Origin of the sequence: Nocardia sp. NPDC052001, from assembly GCF_040680615.1 — a bacterium.
Classification (GTDB): domain Bacteria; phylum Actinomycetota; class Actinomycetes; order Mycobacteriales; family Mycobacteriaceae; genus Nocardia.
This window is the reverse complement of the sequence record NZ_JBFAXC010000003.1, coordinates 194,765-218,708: the sequence shown is the minus strand read 5'-3', so window position 1 is coordinate 218,708 and position 23,944 is coordinate 194,765. Positions and strand designations below refer to the sequence as shown.

The following is a 23,944-nucleotide window of genomic DNA, read 5'->3' as shown; positions in this document are numbered from 1 at the left end:
CACATGCGGGAGGGCAGGACCTACTTCTTGCCGAGGCGCAGCACCTTGGTGCGCAGCACCGACTCGTTCAGTCCCAGCTGGCGATCGAGCTCGCTGACCGTGGCGGACTCGGCGGTCAGCTTGACCACCGCGTAGATGCCTTCGGCCTGCTTGGCGATCTCGTAAGCGAGACGACGCTTGCCCCAGATGTCGACGTTGTCGACCTTGCCGCCTTCTGAACCAACCACGCCGAGCATGGTGTTCAGGTTCGGGCCAACGGTGCGCTCGTCCAGACTCGGATCGAGGATAACCATCACTTCATAATGACGCACGGACCTCATCACCTCCTATGGGCTTAAACGGCCACGGACGATCCGTGGCAGGAGGGTTCGTTGCGTCAGCAACCCGCCAAGGCTACATGAGCGGCTGTGAGCAGCGAAATCGGGCCCGGACAAGGGTTTGCCGGGCCGGAACCCGGCCGAGCCGCTTAGGGTGGTGGCCATGTTGAACCGACCCGTCGGCAATGAGCCGGTCGCCGGCCGCGCGGTCGCGGACCGTTCATCGATGGGGTTGATCGCCGTACTGGTGTGCGCGGTCACACTTTTGGTGGCCTACTTCAACAAGGCGCGCTGTGCGGGCGCGCCCTTCAATGAGTTCGGCCGCAGCACCATCTTCGATTCGGTCAAGGATTCGAACGTCTGCTACTCGGACATCCAGTTCCTGTGGCTGGGCCGCGATATCAACGAGCACATCTTCCCGTACCTGACCGGCGGTATCACCCCGGACGGCGCGCTCACCGGCGGTGCGGTCGAATATCCGGTGCTGAGTGGGCTTTTCATGTGGCTGGGCGCGATCGGCGCGCACGATGACGCGGCGTTCCTGCTGCATTCGGCGCTGCTGCTGGCGCCGTTCGCGTTGTTGACCGCGTACATGCTGGGCCGGATGGGCGGGCGCGCGGCGCTGCTGTGGGCGGCCGGTCCGCCGCTGATCCTGTACGCCTTCCACAATTGGGAACTGCCGGTGGTGTGCACGGCGGTCGGCGCGGCCTACATCGTGTCCACGATGACGCGATATTCGTTGCGGGCGCGCGGAATCGCCGCCGCGGTACTGCTGGGCATCGGGTTCTGCCTGAAGCTGTATCCGGGAATCTTCGTGCTGCCCTTGCTTTTATACGTGCTGGTCGGTGAGCCGCGGCCGGGTGAGGACGCGCGGGTGCCGCGCCGCTTCGATGTGCGCGGCGCGCTGCTGGTGGCGGGGACCGCGATCGTGACCGTGATCGCGGTGAATCTGCCGTTCGCGCTGGCCGGCTATGAGGGCTGGCGGGCGTCGATCACCTTCCAGCAGTTGCGACAGGCCGATATCACCACCAATTCGATCTGGTACTGGGGTCTGCGCCCGGTGTTCGGCAATACCGCCGCCGATGAGGCCAACTTCCAGGATGTGGTGTCGGCGGCGTCTCCGTTGCTGATCGTGCTGGCGTTCGCGGTGGCGGGCTGGCTGGGCTGGCGGCAGTTCGCGATCACCGGGCTGTACCCGTGGATCGGGGTGAGCGGGGCCATGCTGTGCGGATTCCTGCTGTTCCACAAGGTGCATTCACCGCAGTACACGCTGTGGCTGATTCCGTTCCTGGTGCTGCTGGAGGTGCCGTGGACGCTGGTGGGGGTGTACCTGCTGGCCGATGCCGCGATCGGGATCGGGGTGTTCCGGTACTTCTACGCGCTGGGTTCCGGGCATGCGCCGGAGCTGGCCGAGAATGTGGTGCAGTTCGGGGTGTGGGGCCGGGCGGTGTTGCTGCTGGTGTTCTTCTTCCTGTTCATTCGGGCCAGGCCGCGCGTAAGGGATAGCGCGGCAACACGATTCGAGGAGAATCCGGCGCCGGTGCTGGCGTATTCGGCGCTCTGAGCGTCTAATGCGCTGCCGCGGTATCGGTTTCGGTGCCGCGGGCGCGAAAGGCCGCGCTCTTGGCGCGATTTCCGCACACGGTCATATCGCACCAGCGCCGCGATCCGGCGCGTGAGGTGTCGACGTAGAGGCGGGTGCAGTCCGCGCGCCCGCATTCGCGGACCCGGTTCCGGTCCGCGCCGCCGACCAGTTCGATGGCCGAGCGCGCGATCGCGGCGAGCACGGATTCGCTTGTGCCGCTGCGCTGTAGGCCCCCGGCGGGGGTGAGTTCGACGCCGGGCAGCGGGCCGTGCGCGATGTCGTTGACGAGTCGTCGATCGGCGTCGTCGATCGGCGCGCCGTCGATGATGGCCAGGGTCATGCGCCAGGTGGCTTCGCGCAGTGCGGTGGCGCGTTCGAGTTCGGTGGCGTCGGCGGTCGGCGCGCTGTCCAGCAGTTCGGCCGCGACGGCCCATGCGCCCAGGTCGTCCGGTGTTTCGAGGAGGTCCTCGAATCGGGCGCGCCGGGCTTTGACCGTGCCGATGAAGTCCAGTGCCAGATTGCCGCTGACGAAGGTGAACATATCTTCCACAATAACCCCCTTGACAGGTTACTGCTAGCGGGTGAAGTCTGATAACCGTCTTAAGGGGTTACGCCGACGGGAGATGGCCATGCCGGACCGATTCATGAACGGGGTCGTACAGCCACTGTTCGTCCTCATGTGGAGCAGCGCGTTCATCGTCGGAATCATCGGTGTGGGCGCGGCCCCGCCGATGGTGGTGCTGCTCGGTCGCTATGCCATCGCCGGACCACTGCTGCTGCTGTACGGCCTTGCGGTACACGCCGTCTGGCCGCGCGGACGACAGCTGCGGCACGTCATGATCGCCGGCCTGCTCATGCAGATCGTGCAGTTCGGCGCCTTCTACACCGCCATGGGCGAACACGTCTCGGCCGCCGTCATCTCCCTCATGCAGGGCCTGAATCCCGTTGTCATCGCGCTGTTCTCGGGCGTCCTGGGCGAGCATGTCAGCAAACGGCAGTGGCTCGGCTTCGGCATCGGCGGCGTCGGTGTGGCCTTCGCGGTCAGCGATCAATCCAATTTCTCCTGGCTGGGCCTGCTGCTGTGCGTGATCGGACTGCTCGGCCTGAGCCTGGGCACCGTCTACCAGAAGAAATTCACCCCCACCGTGGACTCGCGCGCCGCGACCGCCGTGCATCAGCTGGTCAGCGCGCCCTTCGCCGGACTGCTGGTGCTGGTGAGCGGCGACTTCCACATCAGCGATCCCGGCCGCTTCGGCATCGCCCTCACCTGGATGGTGCTGATCAACTCGATGGGCGCGTTCCTGCTGCTCAACGCCATGCTGCGCCGCTGGGACGCCACCCGGGTCGGCCGCCTGTTCTTCGCCACCCCGGTCACCACGGCCGTGCTGGCCTGGCTTTTCATCGCACAACCGTTGCACCCCTTGACGATCGCGGGTCTGGCCGTCGGCGTCCTCGGCATGATCCTGGCCGCGCGCAAGGCTCCCGCGTCCCGGCCGGAACCGATCGTCGCCGTGCCGGAGCCGGTGCGCGCCTAGAACACCCGGCAGACTGTGCGCATGCTGCACCTGCGGATCACGGCCCCCGCCACCCTGACCGATGACATCCTCGGCGCACTCGAGCACGACGACGCGGTGACCGGTCTCGCGGTCTTCCGCGGCGTCGCGCTCAAACCGCCGGGTGATGTGGTGACCGCCCAGGTGGCCCGCGAGGCCGCCAATGACATCGTCGACCGATTGCGCGCCTTGAAGGTGCATCGCGAGGGCAGTATCGAGATCGAACAGGTGGGAACTTGGATGTCCCGCAGCGGTTTCGACGCCGAGGTCCGCACCCCGGGCAGCAGCGCCGATTCGGTGGTGTGGGCCGAGGTGACGCAGCGGTCCTATGACGAGACCGAACTGAACTGGACGTTTCTGAGCTTCCTGACGCTGGCGACGGTCATCGCGAGCATCGCCATCATCACCGATTCACAGATTCTGACCGTCGGCGCGATGGTGCTCGGCCCGGAATTCGGTCCGATCGCCGCCCTGGGCGTCGCGCTGGTGCGCCGTCGATTCGTGCTGTTGCAGTTGGCGATTCGCACGCTGGTATCCGGTTTCGTGATCGCCATCGCGGCGACCATCGTGCTGGCGCTGCTGGGCCGGGCGCTGGGCTGGATCACCCTCGACGATGTGATCGGCCCGCGTCCCGGCACGGCGTTCATCTACACCCCGGACAAGTGGTCGTTCATTGTCGCGGTGGTCGCGGGCGCGGCCGGGGTGCTGTCCATGACATCGGCGAAATCGGTTGGGCTGGCCGGGGTTTTCATCTCGGTCACCACGGTGCCCGCCGCGGGCAATATCGCGCTCGGGGTGGCGTTCGGTGCTGGTTCGACGATCTGGGGCAGTGTGGCGCAGCTGTTCCTGAATGTCGCCGGTATGGCGCTGGCGGGCTGGGTGACCCTGGCGGTGCAGCAGTCGGTGTGGTCGCGCATATCGGTGCGGCGATCCCGGCGGCTGACCGCGCAGCGCCGCATGCTCTGACCTATTTGCTGCCCGCCTGCCATTTCATGCCCGAGCCGTAGGCGCGGTCGATACGACCGCGCCCGCCACGCGAATTCGCGTGCCGGGCGCGGGAAGTGGAGTTATGCGGTTCAGGCTACCGGGGTGGGTTCCTGGGTTGTCACGCTTTTGGAGTCGTCGTCATCGCCCAGCCGGCGATTGCGAATGATGCTGGTGATGAACGCCGCTCCGATGAACGCCACACCCACCAGACCGGTGATGACCTCGTTGATGTGCACGCCGATCGAGACCAGCAGGATGATCGCCAGCGCGCCGATGGCCCAGTGCGCGCCGTGCTCCAGGTACACGTACTCGGACAGCGTGCCCTTGCGGACCAGGAACACCGTGATGGACCGGACGAACATGGCGCCGATCAGGCCCAGGCCCAGGGCGATCAGGATCGGGTCCGAGGTGATGGCGAACGCGCCGATGACACCGTCGAAGGAGAACGAGGCGTCGAGCACTTCCAGGTACAGGAACAGGAAGAACGCGGCCTTACCGGTGGCCTTGACGACCCCGCTGGGCCCGGATTCGGCGCCCTCCTCGAGTTCGTCGGTGTGGAACATCGATCCGAGTCCGTCGACGAGTATGTACGTGACCACGCCCAGGATGCCGGACAGCAGTACGGTCCCGCGGTCGTCCGCGTCGGCAATCCATTCCGCGGCAATGACAATGGCGACCAGGGTGAGCACCACCGAGAGCATGTCGAGCTTGCCGAGTTTGGCCAGCGGCCGCTCGATCCAGCCCAGCCAGGTGATCTCATGCTCTTCGAGGATGAAGTTCAGGAACAGCAGCAGCAGGAACGCGCCACCGAAGGCGGCGATCTGCGGATGCGCGTCGGTGAGCAGCTTCTCGTAGGAGGGGCTGCCGTCCGGGAAGGTGAGCGCGTCGCCCTCGGGCGGGTTCATCGCGAGATCGAACGCGCGCTTGGGATCCAGGCCCGCGGTGACCCACACGATGGCGAGCGGGAAGACCAGGCGCATACCGAAGACGGCGATGACGACGCCGACGGTCAGGAAGATGCGCTGCCAGAAATCGCTCATCCGTTGCAGGACACTGGCATTGATCACGGCGTTGTCGAACGACAGCGACACCTCGAGGATGCCCAGGATGGCGCACAGTGCCAGCGCTGTCGGACCGCCGTACACGAATGCCGCGATGAGCGACACCACTGTGACGATGATGGAGAGGCCGAATATACGCACCGCTAGGGGGCCTTTCGTAGTGCCGGAACCGCTTTGAGGATCGGGTGATGCTCGCACGAGGAGGGGCTCATGCACCCGAGCCCCCCTGGCGCGTCGAAACTATGTGATTAGACGTTGACGCCGTAGTCGCGGGCGATACCGGACAGACCGGACGCGTAGCCCTGGCCGATGGCCCGGAACTTCCATTCGGCGCCATTGCGGTACAGCTCGCCGAAGACCATGGCGGTCTCGGTGGAGGCGTCCTCGGTGAGGTCGTAGCGGGCCAGTTCGGCGCCGTTGGCGCGGTCGACCACGCGGATGTAGGCGTTGCGGACCTGGCCGAAGCTCTGGCCGCGCTGATCCGCCTCGTAGATCGAGACCGGGAAGAAGATGGACTCGATGGTCGGCGGGGTGGCCGCGAGATCGATATTGATGATCTCGTCGTCGCCTTCGCCCTCACCGGTGAGGTTGTCGCCGGTGTGCACGATGGAGCCCTCGGGCGAGGTCAGGTTGTTGAAGAACACGAAGTGCTTGTCCGACACGACCTTCTTGTCGGCGCCGGTCGCGATGGCGCTGGCGTCCAGGTCGAAGTCGCTCCCGGTGGTGGTCCGCAGATCCCAGCCGAGGCCGACCGACACGGCGGTGAGGTTCGGGGCCTGCTTCGTCAGCGAAACATTGCCGCCCTTGGACAAACTGACACCCATGCGGGAATCCCTTCCGTTGGAAAGCGTTCAAACGTTCTTGTAGCGCGGCATGTCCGAATTGCCGGGGTCCGCAGGTACGACCCTAGTAGTTTTCCGCGAGCTTGTGCATGAACAAACCGAGGACATCCACCGGCACCAGCCTGTCACGCGACATGTCACCGGGTTCATCGTCACAGTCGCCCCGGGTGTGAACGGGCACTTAACATCGGGGCGTGGCAGGCCGTAGACGCGGATGGTTCCGCTCCGCACCCCCGAACACCGAATGGGTGGCGCAAGCCCGGACGGCGCTGACCGCGGCCTTCCTGGACATGGATACCCGGCAGAGCATCGCCGAGAACGCGGTCGCGGCATCGGCACAGGTGTTTCCCGAACGCGGGATGGCGGCGCAGTGGGATCGGGTGCGCGCCCGCTGCTATGACGCCGCGGGCTCCTATCTGGCCCTGAACGAGCGGCTGGACCAGGCCGAACGGGACGGCGGCATGATCCCGCAACCCGAGATCGAGGCGCAGGTGCGCAAGCTCGCGGATGCCGCGCGCGGGGTGGACGAGTTCTATCGCGGCAATCAGGCGCACCTCGAACACGCCGTCGCCATCTACGGTTCGGTGCCGCAATTGGTGGCGCAGGTGCGGTCGGCGGCACAGCAGGCGCGGCAGGCCGCGGACGCGTCGCCGTTCACCGGATATCCGTCGGTGCTGCTGTCCAAGGCGGCGGTGGATGAGGGTCTCGTCACATTGGAGGCGGCCGCCGCGGCCGGTGTCGGGGCCACCCGCGAGGCCGCGACGGAGCTGGACAATCGCACGCGCGCGTTGTCAAGGGCACTGGAAGACGCACCGGGCAAACAGCATTCGGCGACCACCGCATTGGCATCTGCGGGTACCCGGCTGGCGGCGGCCCAGCATCGCACCGAGCGACTCGCCCCGGCGCTGTCCGCCCTGCTCCGGGAGTTCAACGCTGCAAGTTCGGCGGATTTGGCGAACAATGAGCGGCAAGCCCACCGAGCCATCGACGCCGCAGCCGCGGAACTGTCCCGGGCCCGGGCCGCATTGCAGAACAACGACCCGGAGCAAACGCTTGAGTTGACCACATCCGCCCGCGGGCACCTCGCCTCCGCAGAGGAGCAGGCCGACGCTGTCACCGACCGGTTGACACTGTTGCGCGAGGTCCGCGAGAAGCCACAGGAGAAGGCCAAGACCGTACGGTTCAAACTGCGTGACGCGCAGATGCTGGCGGTGAACAACGGTCTCGTCCCCCAGTGGGGTTCGGTACTGGATGCCCAGTCCGAACGCCTGGATCGGGTGGTCGCCGGGCTCACCGGCCCGCATCCGGACTATTGGGCGTATATCTCCGAACTGGACGCCATCTCGGCGTTCCTTGCGGGTGTTGTCGAACGCATGCGAAATACCGATAGATAAACCGACCGAACAGTAGGAGGCACGGGGGACGATGACCGCGATTATCAGCACCTATCCGGAAGTCGCCCCCGTATCCCTGCACAAGCGCTTCCCCATGCGCCACTTCCCGCAGGTACCGGGGCCGGAACTGCGACTGCTCTTCCACTGCCTGCCCGAACCCTTCGGCGGCTCCAGCGACCGCGACCTGCTGTCGATGGCATTGGGCGCGACGCTCTACGTGCCCGCGACCCGCGACGACCTCACCGCCACCATCGTGCGCCGGGCCGAACGCGGGGTGTGCTCCATGGTCATCGACCTCGAGGACGCCGTCGCCGACCACGATCTGGAATTCGGGAAGAAACAGGCCGTCGCGACCCTGGACGAACTCGGCGCGGGCACCGCCACGCATCCGCTGCTGTTCGTGCGCGTGCGCGATGCCGAATCCGTCGGTGAGATCGTCGCCGCCCTGGGAACGGGCGCGCGGGCGCTCACCGGCTTCGTCTTCCCCAAATTCGACAGCACCTCCGGCGCGAAATACCTCGACGCCCTGGACCGGGCCTCGGAAGCGCTGGGGCGCACCGTCTTCGGCATGCCGGTGCTGGAATCGCCCGCGCTGGTGCACCGCCAGACCCGCGATCTGGAACTGCATCGCATCCAGGACATGCTCACCGCGCGCCGGGACAGCGTGCTCGCGGTGCGCATCGGGGCCACGGATATGTGCTCCACCTTCGGAATTCGGCGCGACCGCGATCTCACCATCTACGACGTGCGCGTGGTGGCCGACGTCATCGCGGACATCGTCAACTACCTCGGGCGAACGGACGGAACGGGATTCACCATCACCGGGCCGGTATGGGAGTACTTCGCGGACCACGAGCGGATGTTCCGTCCGCAGTTGCGCACCTCGCCCTTCTCCGAGGCCGACGCGGTGCCGTTCCGGCAATACCTGGTCAGCCGGGACCTGGACGGACTGCTGCGTGAGATAACCCTGGACCGTGCCAATGGAATTCAGGGCAAGACAGTTATTCACCCGTCCCATGTGGCGGTGGTGCACGCGCTGTCGGTGGTCACCCACGAGGAGTACTCCGACGCCCTCGACATCCTGCGCGAGGACTCCGGCGGCGTCGCGGCCTCGGAGTACCGCAACAAGATGAACGAGATGAAGCCGCACCGCAGCTGGGCTCGCCAAACCCTGCTGCGCGCCCGCGTATTCGGAGTCACCAATAAGGGCGTCTCCTTCGTAGACCTACTGAAAGTGCTGGTGGCATCGTGAGTGCGCGTCCCGAGGGCACAGTCACCACCGAGCCCGCGACGTCCGCCGCCACCGAACCGTGGGCCACCCGCGAACTCGGCCTGGGCCTGCGCCACGGCGACTCCCACGTCCCCGCCCCCGCCTGGGACATCCCCGACCTCATCGAACCCGGCCTGCGCCGCAACCCCCGCCGCGCCCACCTGCTGGTCTCCACCGTCCTGGGCAAACACCTCCCCACCGACCCGCACCGCGTCATCGACGCCGGAAACCGCCTTGGCGACTTGGTCTTGGAGACGCTGACGGCGCATGCAGGGCACGCCGCTGCGGCCGTCACGGCGAACAGTGTGGCCGCGGTTGTGCTCGGATTCGCCGAGACCGCGACGGGACTCGGGCACACGGTCGCGGCGCGCATCGGTGCGCGGTGCTATCTGCACTCCACTCGGCGTGATGTGCCCACCGCCGTAACCCTCACCGGGTTCGAAGAGGGGCATTCGCACGCCACCTCGCATCTGCTGCAGCCGATGCCCGCCGAGATCTTCCGCAATGAGCTACCCATGGTGCTCGTCGATGATGAGATCTCCACCGGCGCAACGGCGCTCGACGCCATTCGCGCGTTGCACGCGTTCACGCCGCGGCCGCACTACATTCTGGCGTCGCTGGTCGATATGCGGACCGATGCGGACAAGGCCGCGTTCGCCGCCACCGCCGCCGAACTCGGCGTCGAGATCGACGCGGTGTGCCTGGCGGCCGGGGAGACCCTCCTTCCCGCCGGGCTGGTCGAAGCCGTTGCCGCGCTGCCGGATCCGGAGTTGAACCCCGTCGCCGCGGTTCGCGGTGAGTTCTCGCGCCTCGAACTACCCTGGTCGCGAACGGTTCCCGAGGGTGGTCGGCATGGAATTCTCGACTCCGATACCCCTGCTTTCGATGCCGCCGTTTCGACCGCCACCGCCGCCCTGCGCGACCATCTGACCGAACTGCCCTGGGGCAGTGCTGAATCAGTGCTGCGACCGGTGATCGTGCTGGCGCACGAGGAGTTGATGTATCTGCCGCTGCGGTTGGCGGCGGCGCTGGCCGATGGGGGAGTGGCGGCGCGGTATCAGACCACCACGCGGTCACCGGCCTATGTGCTGGATGAGCCCGGGTATCCGCTGCGTCGTGGATTCCGTTTCACCGCACCGGAACTCGGTGAGGACGCGCCTCGCTTCGTGTACAACGCGCAGTGGCCCGAGCCGATCGCTATGGAGCCGATTCTGCTGGTTGTGATCGATGAGCCCGCCGATACCGAGCGTCTCACCGAGGCCGGTGGCCTGATCGATGTGCTGACCGCGTCCGGTGCGGATGTCGTGCTGGCCGTGCTGCCGGGTGTCGATCCGCAGGCGCTGCGGGCCACCCGCTCCGCCGGTGCGGTCGCGGGAGTCGCAGCGCCTTCCGGGGCCGAGCGGACGCTGCCGGAACCGTTGCGGGGACCCGAGTTCGGGTCGTATGCGGCCGATGAGGTCGTTTGGCTGTTGAAGGATTTGTCCGGGGCGGATCTGGAAGCCGATGTGGCGGAGCGGGAACGGCGGATTCAGGCCGGGGTCGCGCATTACGCGGAGTCGCTGCCGGTCGAGTATCAGCCGGATGCCGCCTATCGGGAGCTGTTCGACAAGGTGCTCGCCGAAAGCGCGGAGCGGTTGGCGCTGGCCGTGGCCACGGTGTCCGAAGTCGTGGTGGCCGAGCGCGGGAACGATATCGTGCTGGTGTCGCTGGCGCGGGCCGGAACTCCGGTCGGGGTGCTGATGCGGCGGTGGCTGGCCACCCGGGGGCTGGATGTGCCGCATTACGCGGTGTCGATCGTGCGTGATCGCGGTATCGACGCGGTGGCGCTGGATTATCTTGCCGCGCACCATGACCCGGCGAATATCGTGTTCGTGGACGGCTGGACCGGCAAGGGCGCGATCACACATGAGCTGGCCGAGGCGCTCGACGCGTACGCCGCCGCGGGTGGTGCGCGCTTCAATCCGGAACTGGTCGTGCTCGCCGATCCGGGCGCGTGCGTGCGCACCTACGGCACCCGCGACGACTTCCTGATCGCGTCGGCCTGCCTGAATTCCACGGTGTCCGGACTGGTTTCGCGCACGGTGCTCAATGACACGCTGATCGGCCCGGGCGATTTCCACGGTGCGAAGTTCTACGCCGAACTCGCCGCCGACGATGTGTCCGGCCGCCTGCTCGATGCCGTCACCGCGGCCTTCGATACGGTGCGCCCACAGGTCCCCGCGCAGGTCGAAGCCGTGCTGACCTCCGACCGCACCCCCACCTGGGCCGGGTGGGCCTCGGTGGAGAAGGTGCGCGAAGCGTACGGCGTCGCCAGCGTGAACTTCGTGAAACCCGGTGTGGGAGAGACGACCCGGGTGCTGCTGCGCCGCGTGCCCTGGCGGGTGCTGGTGCGCGAGGCGGACGCTCCCGAGCACGCGCATATCCGCATGCTGGCCGCCGCCCGCGATGTCCCCGTCGAAGTGGTGCCCGAACTCGCGTACGCGTGCATGGGCCTGATCAAGGATGTGGCCGAGCAGTGACCGGACGGAAGCCGCTGTCGCGCAGGGAAATCCTGATCGCGACCGATCTGGACCGCACCATGATCTACTCCCGCAACGCTTCCCGCGATGCTTCCGGCGCGACCCCGGACCTGCCCTCGGTGTGCGTCGAGCACTATCAGGGCGCCCCGCTGTCGTTCATGACGGTCATCGCGACCGAACGCCTGCGGGCCCTCGCCGAAGTGGCGGCGGTCATCCCGACCACCACGCGAACCATCAAGCAGTTCAAGCGAATCGGCCTCCCGGGTGCGCCGTGGCGCTTCGCCGTCACCACCAACGGCGGCAATATCCTCGACAACGGGGTCCCCGATACCCGCTGGCGCAGTTCACTGGACGCCGAGGTCCGCTCGGGCGGCGCCACCCTGTCTCAGGTGAATGCCGAATTGCTTTCTCGCATAGACGATTCCTGGGCGACCAAGTTCCGCGTGGCCGACCATCTCTTCAACTACCTGGTCGTGGACATGGCCCGGCAGCCCGCCGATTTCCTGGCCGAATGGGATGCCTGGTGCCGCGCACGCGGCTGGTCCGCTTCGCAGCAGGGCCGCAAGATCTACAGCATGCCCGATGCGGTCTGCAAGAGCCGCGCGGTCGCCGAAGTGCGCCGCCGCCTGCAGGATTCGGGTGAACTCGCCCCCGAGGCCCGGTTGCTGGCGGCCGGTGACGGCGCCCTCGACGCGGAAATGCTCCGCACCGCCGACGCCGCCATCCGTCCCCGGCACGGCGAACTCGAACAGCTCGGCTGGACCAGCCCCAACCTGACCCTCACCCCGTCGGCGGGCATTCTCGCCGGTGTGGAGATCCTGGACTGGTTCCTGGCCGGGGCCGCGTTCGCGACCCCGGAACCGGTGCTCTCCTAGCGCCAGATGCCGAACAGCCCGTTGGCGTATTCGGTGAGCGCGTTCTGCAGAAACGGCCCGAAACTCACTCGCGCCACCCCCAATTCGGCGAAGTAGGCGCGCCCGTCCTGCGCGGGAATGCCGATCGAGTTGACCGGCAGCGGCAGCTCACTGGTGAGCCGCCGCAGCACCTCGGGCTCATGCCGTCCGACCGGGTACAGCACATCGGCTCCGGCGGCAGCGGCCAGTTTCATCCGCTCCAGCGCGCTGTCCAGCCGTTCGGCCGGTGTCCCGGTATCGGGCCGCATGAAGACGTCGGTGCGCGCGTTCACGACCACGTGCACGCCCGCCGCGTCGGCGGCCTGCCGCAGTTCCCCGACCAGATCGGCGTGCTCCTGCGGCGCCCGCAGCCGCTTACCCTCGCTGTGCACGGTGTCCTCGATATTGAGTCCCACCGCCCCCGCCTCCAACAGCCCTTCGATCAGGGTGGCGGGCTTCTGCGCGTACCCGGACTCGATATCCACCGACACCGGAATGTCCACCGCCGCGGTGATCTCCTTGATCCGCGCGGTCACCTCGGTGAAGGTCATCCCCTCGTTATCCGCCCGCCCCAGCGAATTGGCGAGCGGATGACTGCCGACGGTGATCGCCGAGAACCCGGACTCCTGTACCAGTTTCGCGGACCAGGCATCCCACACGGTAGGCAGAATCACCGGATTCCCCGGCTGATGAAGTGCGAGAAACGTTTCGGCGTGCTCCTTCAATGTCATCCCCCGATCCTGCCCCTCCCCGCCACCGCGCGAAAGGCGGCCCACGTCACTCACGACTCCGGCCTGCCGCTCACCCTGGTGACGGCGATTCGGCTGGGCCGAATATGCGGCCGTCTCAGCGTCCGGTGACGGCGGCGCGCACCCGATCGATCGCCGCGGCCGCATCGGGGCCGAGCGCGGACACCTCGAGCCGGTGACCGGGTAGCACGCCCAGCGTCAGGAGTCTGGTGAGACTGTCGGCGGGGATGGGGCCGGTTCCGGTGCTGAGATTGCGGAGTTGCACATCGCCATCCAGATCGCGGAGTGCGGCGATGAGTTCGGCGGCGGGGCGGGCATGCAGGCCGTGTGGATCGGTGACCTCGAAGGCCGCCACCGTCCACGCGGTGGCGGCCGGTTGTGCGGAGGCTTGCGGTGGTCCGGCGGCCTCGGCGCCGGGTTCTTCGCTCGACCCGGGATGTGCGTCGCCGGCACCGAGTTGGGCGTGTTTGGCGTCGAGTGCCCCTTCCGCCTCCCGCGCGACCTGCTCCAGGTCCGCGCCGCCACCCGCTGTCGCCAATGCGGCGATCAGCCCTTCCACGAAGGGGGCTGCGCAGAGCCGCACGCGCACAGGCGATTCCAGCAGTTCGAGTGCGGTCTCGGCGGATAGTACGGCGCTGCCGAGATCCATGAGTACGAGGACGCCGTCGCCGGTGTCGGCGGCGCTGATCGCCTCCGCCACCGCGACCGCGTCGGTGCCGAGGGCGTTTTCGTATGTGCCCGCGGCGATTTCGATGCGGACGGGCTGGTGGGGGAGTAGTTCGGTGGCCAGGGCGACGGCGGCGCGGGCGAGCGGGCGGCTGTGCGACACGACCACCAGGCCGATCATCGCAGGGCCTGCCGGGCGGCGCGGACCAGCAGAGCGGCACTAGTCGCGCCTGGATCCTGGTGTCCCGCACTGCGTTCGCCGAGGTAGGAGGCGCGGCCCTTGCGGGCGGTGAGGGGTGTGGTCGCGTCCCGGCCGGATTCGGCGGCGGTGACCGCCGCGTCCAGGACCGCCTGTGGGGTGTCGGCGGTACTCGCTTGTTTCTCCAGCGCATCGGCGGCCGGGGCCAGGGCGTCGATCATGGTTTTGTCGCCGGGCTCGGCTTTGCCGCGGGCGATGACGCCGTCGAGAGCGGTTCGGAAGGCGCGGGCGAAATCGGTGATACCGGTGGTGGTTTCGAGCTCTGGGCCGTTGGCGAGGGCGGTCGCGAGGCGCAGGAAGAAGGTGCCGTACAGCGGGCCGCTGGCACCGCCGATGGTGCGGATCAACACCATGGCCGTCTGCTTGTAGATCTCGGCCGCCGTGGCGGGCGTCGAATCATCCAGTGCCGCAACGGCCGCCGTCATTCCTCGGCGCATATTGGTGCCGTGGTCGGCGTCGCCGATCGCGGCGTCGAGGGCGGTCAGTTCATCGGCGTGCTCGTCGATCAGCGCGGCGAAGGCTCGGATCCAGGCCGCCGCGTCGACCCGCATCAGATGCCCCACCGCAGTGCCGGGGTGCGAACCGGTGCGTCCCACAGTGTCGTGAGTTCCTCGTCGAGCCGGGTCAGGGTGACCGAGCATCCGGCCATATCGAGTGAGGTGATGTACGAACCGACCAGGGAGCGTTCGATTTCCACTCCCTGACCGCGCAGTAGTCGAGCCACTTCGTCGAACATGAGGTACAGCTCCAGCAGCGGTGTCCCGCCCATGCCGTTGACGAAGCACAGCACGCGATCACCCCGCTGAAACGGCAGATCGGTGAGAATCGGCTCGACCAGCATGGCGGCGATATCGCGCGCGGGAGCGAGCGGGACGCGCCGGCGGCCGGGTTCGCCGTGAATCCCGATGCCGATCTCCATCTCGTCATCGCCGAGTTCGAAGGTGGGATGCCCGACGGCGGGCACCGTGCCGGAGGTCAAAGCCATTCCCATACTGCGTGATTCGACGCTCACCCGGGTGGCGATACCCGCCACCTCGACCAGCGGCCGCCTCGCCGCCGCGGCGGCACCGGCCATTTTCTCCACGATGACGGTGGCCCCGACACCGCGCCGACCGGCGGTGTACAGGCTGTCCTGCACCGCCACATCGTCGTTCACCACGACGGAGATCACCTGCACCCCCGTCTCGGCGGCCGCGAGTTCGGCGGCCATCTCGAAATTCAGCACATCGCCGGTGTAGTTCTTCACGATGTGCAGCACCCCCGCCCCGGCGTCGGCGGCGGTGGTGGCGGCCAGGATCTGATCGGGCACGGGTGAGGTGAAGATCTCTCCTGCGCAGGCGGCGTCGAGCATGCCGTGGCCGACGAATCCGGCGTGCAGCGGTTCATGTCCGGAGCCGCCGCCGGACACCAGGCCCACCTTGCCGGGCACGGGTGCGTCGGCCCGGATGACCAGCCGCTGTTTCGCGTCGATGCGCAATTCCGGATGCGCGGCGGCCATTCCGGCCAGTGCCGCGTCGACCACATCGGCCGGATCATTGATGAGCTTCTTCACCGAATCGTTCTCCTCCGCAGCCAACGGCGTCAGGCGGTCGCGTCCTCTTCCAGTGTGCGCGCCAATTCGATATCGGTGACCAACTGCACCATCAGCTCCCGTAATTCGCAGTCGGGGAGATGGTGTGCCGCGAATTCGAACGGTTCGGACACGTCCAGGCCGCCCTTGGTGGCCTCCAGGATCACCCACGGGATGCCGACGTCGGCGACGCCGAGGCGGTCGCGCACCAGATCGGTGGTGTCCTCGATCAATCCGGTGCGCGCGGCGACGGCGGCGGTCATCTGCTCGTCGAGTTCCACCCGGCGCGCTTCGAGCGCACCCAGATCAGCCCCGATCTCCTGGGAGACGGTGGTGCGCACCGATCCGTCGTCGAAGACCTGGAAGCCCTCGTTCACAGCCGTTGTGCCGAGCGCGATCTCGGCCTCGGCGAGATCGGGCAGCGTGCGCAGGCAGTCCAGCACCGCGTCCAGCGCGACTACGAGCCGGTCTCGAATGTCACGGCGGTGCAACAATTCCTGCTCGGCTTGTTCACGTTCGGTGAGCACCTGCTCCACCGCGCGCCCGATCTGGAATGCCATGGCGGTGGATTCGGGCGCCCAGCCGCCCTGCGGCACGAATTCACCCTCGCCGGGAGTGATGGTGTCCAGGAAGCCGTTCACGGCGTCGAGGAGGTCCTCGAGCTGCGTCCGGGACACGGCGGGATGCCGGAAGGCGCGCAAATACTGTTCGTGCGCTTCCGCGGGTTCTACCTCACCGTCGCTCACGAAACCGATCCTGCCACGGGTGAGCGGCGCCGCGCAGTAATGGCAGCAAACCTCTGGCGTGCCCTGTTCAGTGTGCCCCGGGCGGTGTCGGTCACGCGCTCAGTAGCTCTGCTGGCCACCCAGTTGCTGAGTGACCACGCTCTGGATGCGCTGCAGGCCGGTCGGGGTGATGCCGCTCTGCAACTGACCCTCGATGGTGCGCACCAGATGCGAGTCGTCCATGATCTTCTCGCTGGACTGGATGAGCACCGTACCCGCGCCGGTGAAGTCGAATTGCCGTTCCTCACCTGAGTTCACGCCGAATCGCGCGGCCCCGGCGGCCAGGAAACTCGATACCCAGCGCTGGTCGTAATGATGACTCGGCGACGGGCAGTCGGCCCAGCCGACAAGCGCTTCCGGGTCCACCCGCAGCGGCGGTTCGGCGAACATGACCGGCCCGTTGGAGGACGCCAGGAACCTGCCGGTGCCGATGAGCGTGAGAAAACCGGGCACGATGGACTGATTCAGCGACAGACCGGGTTCGAATGCCAGCAAATTCGCCGCACGGATGGTGAGATTGCCCTCGTCCAGGTCATAGGAGTTGATGTTGTAACCGCGATCGCCGATGATCAATTTTCCGTGACCTTCGGCAATCACGTAGTCACCGGTGAATAATGGAGCTGAAAACTGTTGCGACACCATGTGTAGCAACCCGCCCTGCAGTCCATGAGTCAGCGCCCGGAACTCCATTTGCCCGTAGTAGGCGATCATCGCTCCCCGGCGCATGAACCACGGTTGGCGCAGATCAATGCTGTAGGCATAATCGTTGCCCGGAAGATTATCGCTTTCAACAAGATTCATCGGATTGAGAAGGGTGCTCATGGCAGTCTCACAGCTTCTGTTCGGAGGCTTGCACGTACACGACGCCCTGGCCGGCGCAGTGCAATTGCATAGCCTCACCGGACCCGCGGCCGACCGCGTCCCGCCAGCTCAACGCGGTTTTCAATTCCGTCTGCACATTCCCGTAGGCCGCTACGAAAGCCTGCGGGTCGACGACGACGGGGTACTGCCCGCCGACCGGTAGTTCGAAGAACCCACCGTGCGCGAGCAAGACGGCACTGCCCTGCCCGGACAGCTGGGTGGTGAACATGCCCGCGCCGGTGAGCATTCCGCTCGCCGCGCCGCGCAGCGCGCCCATCAGGCCGCCACCGCGACCGCCCGAGCCGCCGCCCGAACTCGCCACCGAGACAACCGAACTCTGTAATCCGGCGGTACTGGCGAGCAGCCGTGAGGCTTCCACGCGCAGCACCGCGCCCGGCTGCATCTGCACCACGTGGGTCTCCAAACCCGCGAAACCGTAATGCACTTCACCGTTGCCCTGCGCCAGCATGGTGCGTTCGTGCTCACCGGCCATCATGCGCCCGGCCATACCGGCGAGCCCGCTCATACCGCCCATCGCGCCCGCGCCGGGCACCTGATGCGGTGAGAACGACACATCGCCGGTGTAGAAGAGCATCGCCCCGGTGCGCGCGATCACGCCGCCGGACTGCGCGACATCGACCTTCACGACTTTCGCGTTGACCTGTTCGAACATGTTCTCGCCCCTACCGTTCGGCGGGCTGGATCAACACCACGCCCTGCCCGTCCCAGCGCAGCGAGAACGCCTCCCCGCCACCCTGACCCATCACATCGCGCCACGACACGTCGGTGACGAAGGACTGATTCAGATTGCCGCGCGCGGCCACGAACGCATCCGGATCGACCACCAGCGGGTACTGCGGCGACACCTCCAGATGAATCAGCGGGCCGCCGGCCGACAGCAGCGCCACCTGACCCTGACCGCTCACCGTGGTGGTGAACAGGCCCGCGCCCGTGGTCGCGCCGCGCAGACCCGCGAAACTCACATTGGTGCGCAGGTTTCCGGCGAACGCCAGCAACTGCTGCGACTCCACCTGCAAGGTCTCGTTATTGATATCCACCACGGTCACGTGCTGGCCGTTGACCGCGAAGAACACCCGGCCCTGCCCGGAACACTCCATGAGCGAGAGCGATTCGCCGGTCGCGCGGCGTTTGATGCCCGCGACCAGGCCGTCACCGCCACCGAAACCGGCGCTCTTGAACTGCACATTGCCCTCGTAGGCGACCATGGACCCGGAGATCGCCCGCAGGCTGGTGCCGGACAGGTGTGCCTCGATCACCTTTTTGGACTTCTCGAACAGCTGCGCCAATGGATTCCCCGTACTCGAAACTTGCGGGCAACCCTAACCGATCGGGTGGCCGCCCGTGGTCGTCTATTTCTCGTAGAGTGGCAGCGACAACACCGACAAGCGAAGGGTCGACCTTGTCCGCAGCATTGGTGAAGGGCCAGAACGGTCCTTTGAATGTGAACGATGTGGTGATCAGCGTGCAGATCGCCGCGCCCGCGGATCTGTCCGCACTCCTGGTCACCGAGCACGGCAAGGTCCGCTCGGACGCCGATTTCGTGTTCTTCAATCAGCCCAGCGGGCCGGGGGTGAACCTGCAACCGGGTTCGTCCGGCCAGCCTGCCGCGCTGATGATCTCACTGGGTGCGGTGCCCGCCGGGATCGAGCAGATTCGTGCCGTGATCACCCTGGACGAGGCGGGCAACAACTTCGGACGGCTGCCCGCGCCGGTCGCCGTGGTTTCGGATCTCAGCGGAAATCCGTTGTTCGAGTACCGGATCGAGGGTCTGGATACCGAATCCATCGTCATCGCGCTGGAAGTGTATCGGCGCCAGGGCGGTTGGAAGGTGCGCGCGGTCGGCCAGGGCTACGCGGGCGGATTCGCCGCGCTGGTCACCGATCACGGCGTGCAGGTGAATCAGGCGCAGTCCCAGCCCGCCCCGGCGGCCGCGCCCACGGGCGGGTATCCCGAGCAGGCCGCGGGCGGGTATCCGCCGCCCGCCGGGGGCTATCCGCCTCCGGCCCAGGGTTATCCGCCGCAGGGCGGCGGTGCGCCACCCGCCTACAGTCCCGCCACCGATCCGAGCGCGGATCGCGATCTGCCCAAGGGCCAGTCGGTGAGCCTGGTCAAGGGTCAGCGCATCAATCTGCGCAAGGAGGGCGGCGGCGCCCTCACCTACGTGAAGATGGGGCTGGGCTGGGATCCGGTCAAGCGCGGCGGCATGTTCGGAAACCGCGCGCCCGATATCGATCTGGACGCCTCGGTGGTGCTGTTCGCCGATATGAGCCCGGTCGATGTCGTCTACTACGGCAGCCTGGCCTCCAAGGACGGTTCGATCCGGCATCAGGGCGATAACCTCACCGGTGAGGGCGAGGGCGACGACGAGGTGATCGTGGTCGACCTGACCCGCATCCCGACGCACGTCACCACGCTGCTGTTCATCGTCACCTCGTACAAGGGTCACACCTTCGAACAGGTGGCGAATGCCTTCTGCCGCATGGTGGACGGCACCAACAACGCCGAATTGGCGCGCTACACGATGACGGGCGGCATGTCCTTCACCGGTATGGCGATGGCCAAGGTCTACCGCCAGGGCGGCACCCAGGACTGGAAACTGGAAGCGCTCGGCGAGGGCTTCCAGGCCAAGCACCCGGGCGAGGCCGTACCCCAGCTCGGACGCTTCCTGCACTGAAGGCCGATACGAGAATCCCCGCTCTCGGATGAGGGCGGGGGTTCTGTTGTCGCGCTAGGTGATGACGGCCGGCCGTGGCCTCAGCAGCGGCGGCAGCCAGGGGTGGTCGGGGTCGGGGGCGCGGTCGAGGATGCCTCCGGCCGGATCGTCAACGCCGTCGCGGCGGATCGGGTCGTCCTCCGGGTGATAGATCTGCCGGATTATCAAGCCGCACAGGATGATCACCGCGATATCGCGGATGGCGACGGTGCCCGTGAACCATTGTTCGGGTATGCCCTTGTGGTCGGTGCCGAGGTAGTAATACATCCGCGGCACCCAGACCAGAGCGTCGATCGTCATCCACGCCAACAGGATTCGGCGCTGCGGCAGTGCGAGCACGGCCAGCGGCACCAGCCACAGCGAATACTGCGGACTCCACACCTTATTGGTGAGCAGGAACGCCGCCACCACCAGAAACGCCAACTGCGCCAGCCGCGGCCGCCGCGCGGCGGTCAAGCCGATCCAGCCGATGCCCGCGCAGGCGGCGATGAACAGCAGCAGCGAGACGCTGTTCAGCATGGTCGGGGTCGCCCCGGAATCCAGCGCGCCGTCGAATCCCTTCCAGCCGGTGAACGAGGTGATGACGTTGTACACCGAATCCGGATCGGCGTGCCGTTCGGTATTGAGCCGGAAGAACTCTCGCCACCCCTTGCCGTAGAGCACCGCGATCGGCGCGTTCACCGCCAGCCAGGTGATCACGGCCCCGGCGACGGCGGACAGGCCCGCCCGCAGCGGACGCATTCCGCCCCAGACGTTTTCGCCCTCGTGCCAGCGTTCGGCGCGCAGGCACAGCACCAGGATCGGGCCGAGCAGCAGCAGCGGATACAGCTTCGCCGCCCCGCCGAGCCCGAGCAGTATGCCCGCCAGCCACGGTCGCCGCCGCCCCCACGCCAGCAGTCCACCGGCCGCGAAAGCCGTTGCGAGGGTGTCGAAATTGGTGAACGCGTGCACCAGCACCAGCGGTGACAGCGCGACCAGCGCGGCATCCCACACCCGCCGCCCCGCCAATTGCGCGGAGGCCCAGATGGTCACCAGCCACGCCAGCGCGAGTCCGACCGCGACCACATTGAAGTAGATGACCACTTCCAGCGCGCCGGGCAGATGAGATTGCTTCCACGCCTTGGCGATTCCCATGGCGCCGTACTGGTAGAGCCCGGACAGCACCGGATACTCCATGTAGCGCGTCTGCGGTTTACCGTCGGAGCCGAAGTCGGTCCACTGCTTCTTGTACGGGAACGCGCCCTCGTTCAAATGTTCCGCGCCGTACAGCGGCACCGTGTCCGAGTAGCACATGGCCACGTATTGGCGGCCGTTGTTCCAGTCCAGGCCGATACCGCCGGAGCCGTCGGGGGCCTGCTGGATACAGCCCGCCTTGCCGAACCAGCTGAGTGCCAGGAACAGCACCGCGAAGGCGAACAGCACCCGCGTGGGCGTCCAGAATCGCACCCGTCCGATGAGCGCGTGATCGCCGACCGGTCCGCCGATCAGATCGCACAGCTGCGCGGTCAGGGTATCGGTGCGGCTGGGCTTGTCGCGGTCGTCGGCCGACCGCAGATCGGCTGCCAGCGGTGCGGGGGAGACGTATCGCACCGGTTCGGACGGGCCGGGTTCCGGTGCGGCACCGGCCGGCTCGCCGAGGGCGGCCGACCGGTGTGTCACTTCCTGCTCGATCACGCCTCGAGGCTACCGACCGCGTGGCGCCCCGTTGCCATTGCCGTTCCCATTGCCGTTGCCGTTCCCATTACCGTTCCCGCCGCCCGTACTGGGTGTGGTGGTCAGTGGTGAACCGTCTGCCGGTGCGACGGGTTGACCGGACATCGGACCCGCCCCCGGATCCTGCGTCGGCTGCGATTGCGCTCGCTGCTGATTCTGCGGATTCGGGGCCAGTCCCGGCACCGGAATCGTGATACCCGGCAGGATTTCCACCTGGCTCTGGGTGATCACCGGCGGCAGCACCGGCGAATCGGTGGTGGAGGGCGCGGTGTACGGCGCCGACCAGGACGGCACGCCGGCCTGTCCGGCGATGGTGCCCGGCTTGGGGAACTTGCTGTTCGGCACGCCCTTGAGCGCCCCGTCCATGGTGCCCTTCCAGATATCGGCGGGCAGGCCGGAGCCGTAGATCATGCCGCCGTTGGCATTTCGCAGTTTCACGCCCTGTTCGGTGCCCATCCAGACCGCGGTGGACAGCTCGGGGGTGTACCCGACCATCCAGGAGTCGCGGTTCTCGCCGGTGTCGCCGAGCTGGTTGGTACCGGTCTTGGTGGCCGAATCCCGGCCGCCCGCCAGGTTGTGATTACGCGACCAGGCCGCGATGGGCTTCATGGCATCGGTGACGTTATCCGCCACGGCCGCCGAAACCCGCTGCTCGCCGGCGGTTTCGCCGCGATCGAGCAGGACGGTGCCGTCCGAGGTGACGACCTTCTGCACGAAGTGCGGCGCGCGGTACATGCCCGAGGCGGCCAGGGTGGCGTACGCGGAGGCCATATCCAGCGGGCGCACCTGGTACTGACCCAGTACGACACCGTTATTGGGGCCGCTGCCGTCCGGTTCGGTGAGGGTCTTGCCGACGCCCGGAATGGTGTCCGGGATGCCGAGCTTATGCGCCATATCGGCGATCTTCTGCGGGCCGTTGCCCGGCATATCCAGCATCATGCGGTAGAAGCTGGTGTTCAGCGACCGCTTGAGCGCCTCGGCGATGGTGCACATACCGCACTGCTCGCCCTCGACGTTCGTGATCTTGATGCCGTTCACCGTCACCGGCGAGGAGTCGTACAGCGTCGACAGCGGCTTGCCCATCTCCAGGTTCTCGGCCAGGCCGAACACCTTGAACGACGAGCCCGGCGGCAGACCGGCATTGGCGAAGTCGTAGCCCTGACCGTCGGTGCCGCCGTAGTACGCGCGCACCGCACCGGTCTTGGGATCCACCGAAACCACCGCGGTGCGCAGGATGTCCGGCTCACCGTCCATGGTCTTGTTCACCGAATCGACCGCCGCCTGCTGCGCCTTCTGATCGATGGTGGTGGTGATCTGCAGACCCTCGGTGTTCAGCTCGTGCTCGCTGATGCCCGCGGCCTCGAGTTCCTTGAGCACCTGGGTCTTGATCAGGCCCTCCGGACCGCTGTCCATGGTCTTGTCACCGGCGGCCTGCGCGGCCGGAATCACCTGCGGGTACTGCATTCCCGCGCGCTGCGCGGCGGGCAGATTACCGCCGGAGACCATGCCGTCGAGCACATAGTTCCAGCGCGTCTGCGCGCCCTTGGGGTTCTTCTCCGGATCCAGGTTGGACGGCTGCTGAATCGTCGCCGCCAGCATCGCGCCCTCGGAGGGATCGAGTTCGGAGACCTTCTTGCCGAAGTACGCCTTGGCCGCCGCGTCGATGCCGTACGCGCCGCGACCGAAGTAAATGGTGTTCAGGTACGCGGTGAGAATGTCGTCCTTGGACCACTGTCGCGCCATCTTGGCCGAGATGACCAACTCGTGCAGCTTACGGCTGAGCGAGCGTTCATCACCGACCAGCGCGTTCTTCACGTACTGCTGCGTAATGGTGGAACCACCGCCGGCGCTGGCCTTGCCCATGACATTGTCACGCGCGGCGCGCACGAAGCCGGAGATGGAGAAGCCCGGATTGGTGTAGAAATCCCGGTCCTCGGCCGCGATCACCGCGTTGCGCACGTGCGGCGGGATCTGGTCGATGGTCACATCGGTCCGGTTGCCTTCCGGCGGAACCACTTTGGACAGCACCGAGGTGCCGTCCGCCATGAACATGGTGGCCACCTGATTGGTCTTCAGGTCACCGGCCTTGGGCACGTCCACGGTCGAATAGGCGATCAGGAAGATGGTGCTCGGCGTGACCAGGAACAGCGCCATCAGCACGTACGCCACGCGGCGGACGATCTTCC

Annotated in this window: 22 protein-coding genes; 8 read left to right on the top strand and 14 right to left on the bottom strand. The window is 67.0% G+C overall.

Going from position 1 to position 23,944, the window contains the following annotated elements; genetic code table 11:
• Positions 1–20: 20 nt before the first annotated feature.
• Positions 21–311, bottom strand: coding sequence for a 30S ribosomal protein S6 (gene rpsF / locus AB0L82_RS16440; RefSeq protein ID WP_330185601.1), 291 nt, complete (start codon positions 309–311; stop codon positions 21–23).
• A 232-nt stretch (positions 312–543) separates the two neighbouring features.
• Between rpsF and AB0L82_RS16435 the strand changes: the two genes are divergently transcribed.
• Complete coding sequence (locus AB0L82_RS16435) at positions 544–1,881, top strand: hypothetical protein (protein ID WP_364637926.1); 1,338 nt, start codon at positions 544–546, stop codon at positions 1,879–1,881.
• Between the two features lie 4 nt (positions 1,882–1,885).
• Here the strand turns inward: AB0L82_RS16435 and AB0L82_RS16430 are convergent, their stop codons facing one another.
• Complete coding sequence (locus AB0L82_RS16430) at positions 1,886–2,443, bottom strand: ABATE domain-containing protein (RefSeq protein ID WP_364636580.1); 558 nt, start codon at positions 2,441–2,443, stop codon at positions 1,886–1,888.
• An 88-nt stretch (positions 2,444–2,531) separates the two neighbouring features.
• On the opposite strand from AB0L82_RS16430, the gene AB0L82_RS16425 reads away from it, so the two are divergent.
• Both AB0L82_RS16425 and AB0L82_RS16420 read left to right on the top strand, forming a co-directional pair.
• Positions 2,532–3,437, top strand: a complete 906-nt coding sequence (locus AB0L82_RS16425) for a DMT family transporter (RefSeq protein WP_364636578.1) — start codon at positions 2,532–2,534, stop codon at positions 3,435–3,437.
• A gap of 21 nt (positions 3,438–3,458) precedes the next feature.
• Positions 3,459–4,421, top strand: a complete 963-nt coding sequence (locus AB0L82_RS16420) for a DUF389 domain-containing protein (RefSeq protein ID WP_364636576.1) — start codon at positions 3,459–3,461, stop codon at positions 4,419–4,421.
• 110 nt (positions 4,422–4,531) lie between these two features.
• On the opposite strand, the gene AB0L82_RS16415 is transcribed toward AB0L82_RS16420, so the two are convergent.
• Complete coding sequence (locus AB0L82_RS16415; protein WP_364636574.1) at positions 4,532–5,644, bottom strand: DUF475 domain-containing protein; 1,113 nt, start codon at positions 5,642–5,644, stop codon at positions 4,532–4,534.
• Between the two features lie 107 nt (positions 5,645–5,751).
• Entirely contained in the window at positions 5,752–6,327 is a 576-nt protein-coding gene (locus AB0L82_RS16410; RefSeq protein WP_364636572.1) for a TerD family protein, read from the bottom strand.
• Between the two features lie 212 nt (positions 6,328–6,539).
• Between AB0L82_RS16410 and AB0L82_RS16405 the strand changes: the two genes are divergently transcribed.
• The 4 genes from AB0L82_RS16405 (at position 6,540) to AB0L82_RS16390 (ending at position 12,403) form a co-directional block, all read left to right on the top strand.
• Complete coding sequence (locus AB0L82_RS16405) at positions 6,540–7,739, top strand: hypothetical protein (protein WP_364636570.1); 1,200 nt, start codon at positions 6,540–6,542, stop codon at positions 7,737–7,739.
• Positions 7,740–7,833: 94 nt separating this feature from the next.
• Positions 7,834–8,991, top strand: a complete 1,158-nt coding sequence (locus AB0L82_RS16400) for an HpcH/HpaI aldolase/citrate lyase family protein (RefSeq protein WP_364637924.1) — start codon at positions 7,834–7,836, stop codon at positions 8,989–8,991.
• Positions 8,988–11,528, top strand: coding sequence for a phosphoribosyltransferase (locus tag AB0L82_RS16395; RefSeq protein ID WP_364636568.1), 2,541 nt, complete (start codon positions 8,988–8,990; stop codon positions 11,526–11,528). Before AB0L82_RS16400 ends, AB0L82_RS16395 begins: the two co-directional genes overlap by 4 nt.
• A 59-nt stretch (positions 11,529–11,587) precedes the next feature.
• Entirely contained in the window at positions 11,588–12,403 is an 816-nt protein-coding gene (locus tag AB0L82_RS16390) for an HAD family hydrolase (RefSeq protein WP_364637922.1), read from the top strand.
• Here AB0L82_RS16390 and AB0L82_RS16385 read toward each other — a convergent pair.
• The 8 genes from AB0L82_RS16385 to AB0L82_RS16350 all read right to left on the bottom strand — a co-directional run bounded on the left by AB0L82_RS16385 (position 12,400) and on the right by AB0L82_RS16350 (position 18,618).
• Positions 12,400–13,152: an isocitrate lyase/phosphoenolpyruvate mutase family protein gene (locus AB0L82_RS16385; RefSeq protein ID WP_364636566.1), complete on the bottom strand. Its 753-nt coding sequence runs from the start codon at positions 13,150–13,152 to the stop codon at positions 12,400–12,402. The genes AB0L82_RS16390 and AB0L82_RS16385 overlap by 4 nt on opposite strands.
• 115 nt (positions 13,153–13,267) lie before the next feature.
• Complete coding sequence (dhaM, locus tag AB0L82_RS16380; protein ID WP_364636564.1) at positions 13,268–14,005, bottom strand: dihydroxyacetone kinase phosphoryl donor subunit DhaM; 738 nt, start codon at positions 14,003–14,005, stop codon at positions 13,268–13,270.
• An 8-nt stretch (positions 14,006–14,013) separates the two neighbouring features.
• Positions 14,014–14,646 (bottom strand): dihydroxyacetone kinase subunit DhaL, encoded by a 633-nt coding sequence (gene dhaL, locus AB0L82_RS16375; protein WP_364636562.1) that lies wholly within the window; start codon positions 14,644–14,646, stop codon positions 14,014–14,016.
• Complete coding sequence (gene dhaK, locus AB0L82_RS16370) at positions 14,646–15,647, bottom strand: dihydroxyacetone kinase subunit DhaK (protein ID WP_364636560.1); 1,002 nt, start codon at positions 15,645–15,647, stop codon at positions 14,646–14,648. Before dhaK ends, dhaL begins: the two co-directional genes overlap by 1 nt.
• 29 nt (positions 15,648–15,676) lie before the next feature.
• Positions 15,677–16,411: a hypothetical protein gene (locus tag AB0L82_RS16365; RefSeq protein ID WP_364636558.1), complete on the bottom strand. Its 735-nt coding sequence runs from the start codon at positions 16,409–16,411 to the stop codon at positions 15,677–15,679.
• A gap of 99 nt (positions 16,412–16,510) precedes the next feature.
• Positions 16,511–17,272 carry an AIM24 family protein gene (locus AB0L82_RS16360; RefSeq protein WP_364636556.1) on the bottom strand — a complete coding sequence of 254 codons (762 nt, stop codon included), beginning with the start codon at positions 17,270–17,272 and terminating at the stop codon, positions 16,511–16,513.
• 7 nt (positions 17,273–17,279) lie between these two features.
• On the bottom strand, positions 17,280–17,984 hold the full coding sequence (locus AB0L82_RS16355; protein ID WP_364636554.1) for an AIM24 family protein: 705 nt from the start codon (positions 17,982–17,984) through the stop codon (positions 17,280–17,282).
• A 10-nt stretch (positions 17,985–17,994) separates the two neighbouring features.
• Positions 17,995–18,618 carry an AIM24 family protein gene (locus tag AB0L82_RS16350; protein WP_364636552.1) on the bottom strand — a complete coding sequence of 208 codons (624 nt, stop codon included), beginning with the start codon at positions 18,616–18,618 and terminating at the stop codon, positions 17,995–17,997.
• A 113-nt stretch (positions 18,619–18,731) separates the two neighbouring features.
• On the opposite strand from AB0L82_RS16350, the gene AB0L82_RS16345 reads away from it, so the two are divergent.
• The gene (locus tag AB0L82_RS16345; protein ID WP_364636550.1) at positions 18,732–20,006 is read left to right on the top strand and encodes a TerD family protein; all 1,275 of its coding nucleotides are present in this window, start codon (positions 18,732–18,734) and stop codon (positions 20,004–20,006) included.
• 54 nt (positions 20,007–20,060) lie between these two features.
• Here AB0L82_RS16345 and AB0L82_RS16340 read toward each other — a convergent pair whose 3' ends face one another.
• Both AB0L82_RS16340 and AB0L82_RS16335 read right to left on the bottom strand, forming a co-directional pair.
• Complete coding sequence (locus AB0L82_RS16340; RefSeq protein ID WP_364637920.1) at positions 20,061–21,635, bottom strand: glycosyltransferase 87 family protein; 1,575 nt, start codon at positions 21,633–21,635, stop codon at positions 20,061–20,063.
• A gap of 93 nt (positions 21,636–21,728) precedes the next feature.
• Entirely contained in the window at positions 21,729–23,912 is a 2,184-nt protein-coding gene (locus tag AB0L82_RS16335; RefSeq protein ID WP_364637918.1) for a transglycosylase domain-containing protein, read from the bottom strand.
• Positions 23,913–23,944: the final 32 nt, after the last annotated feature.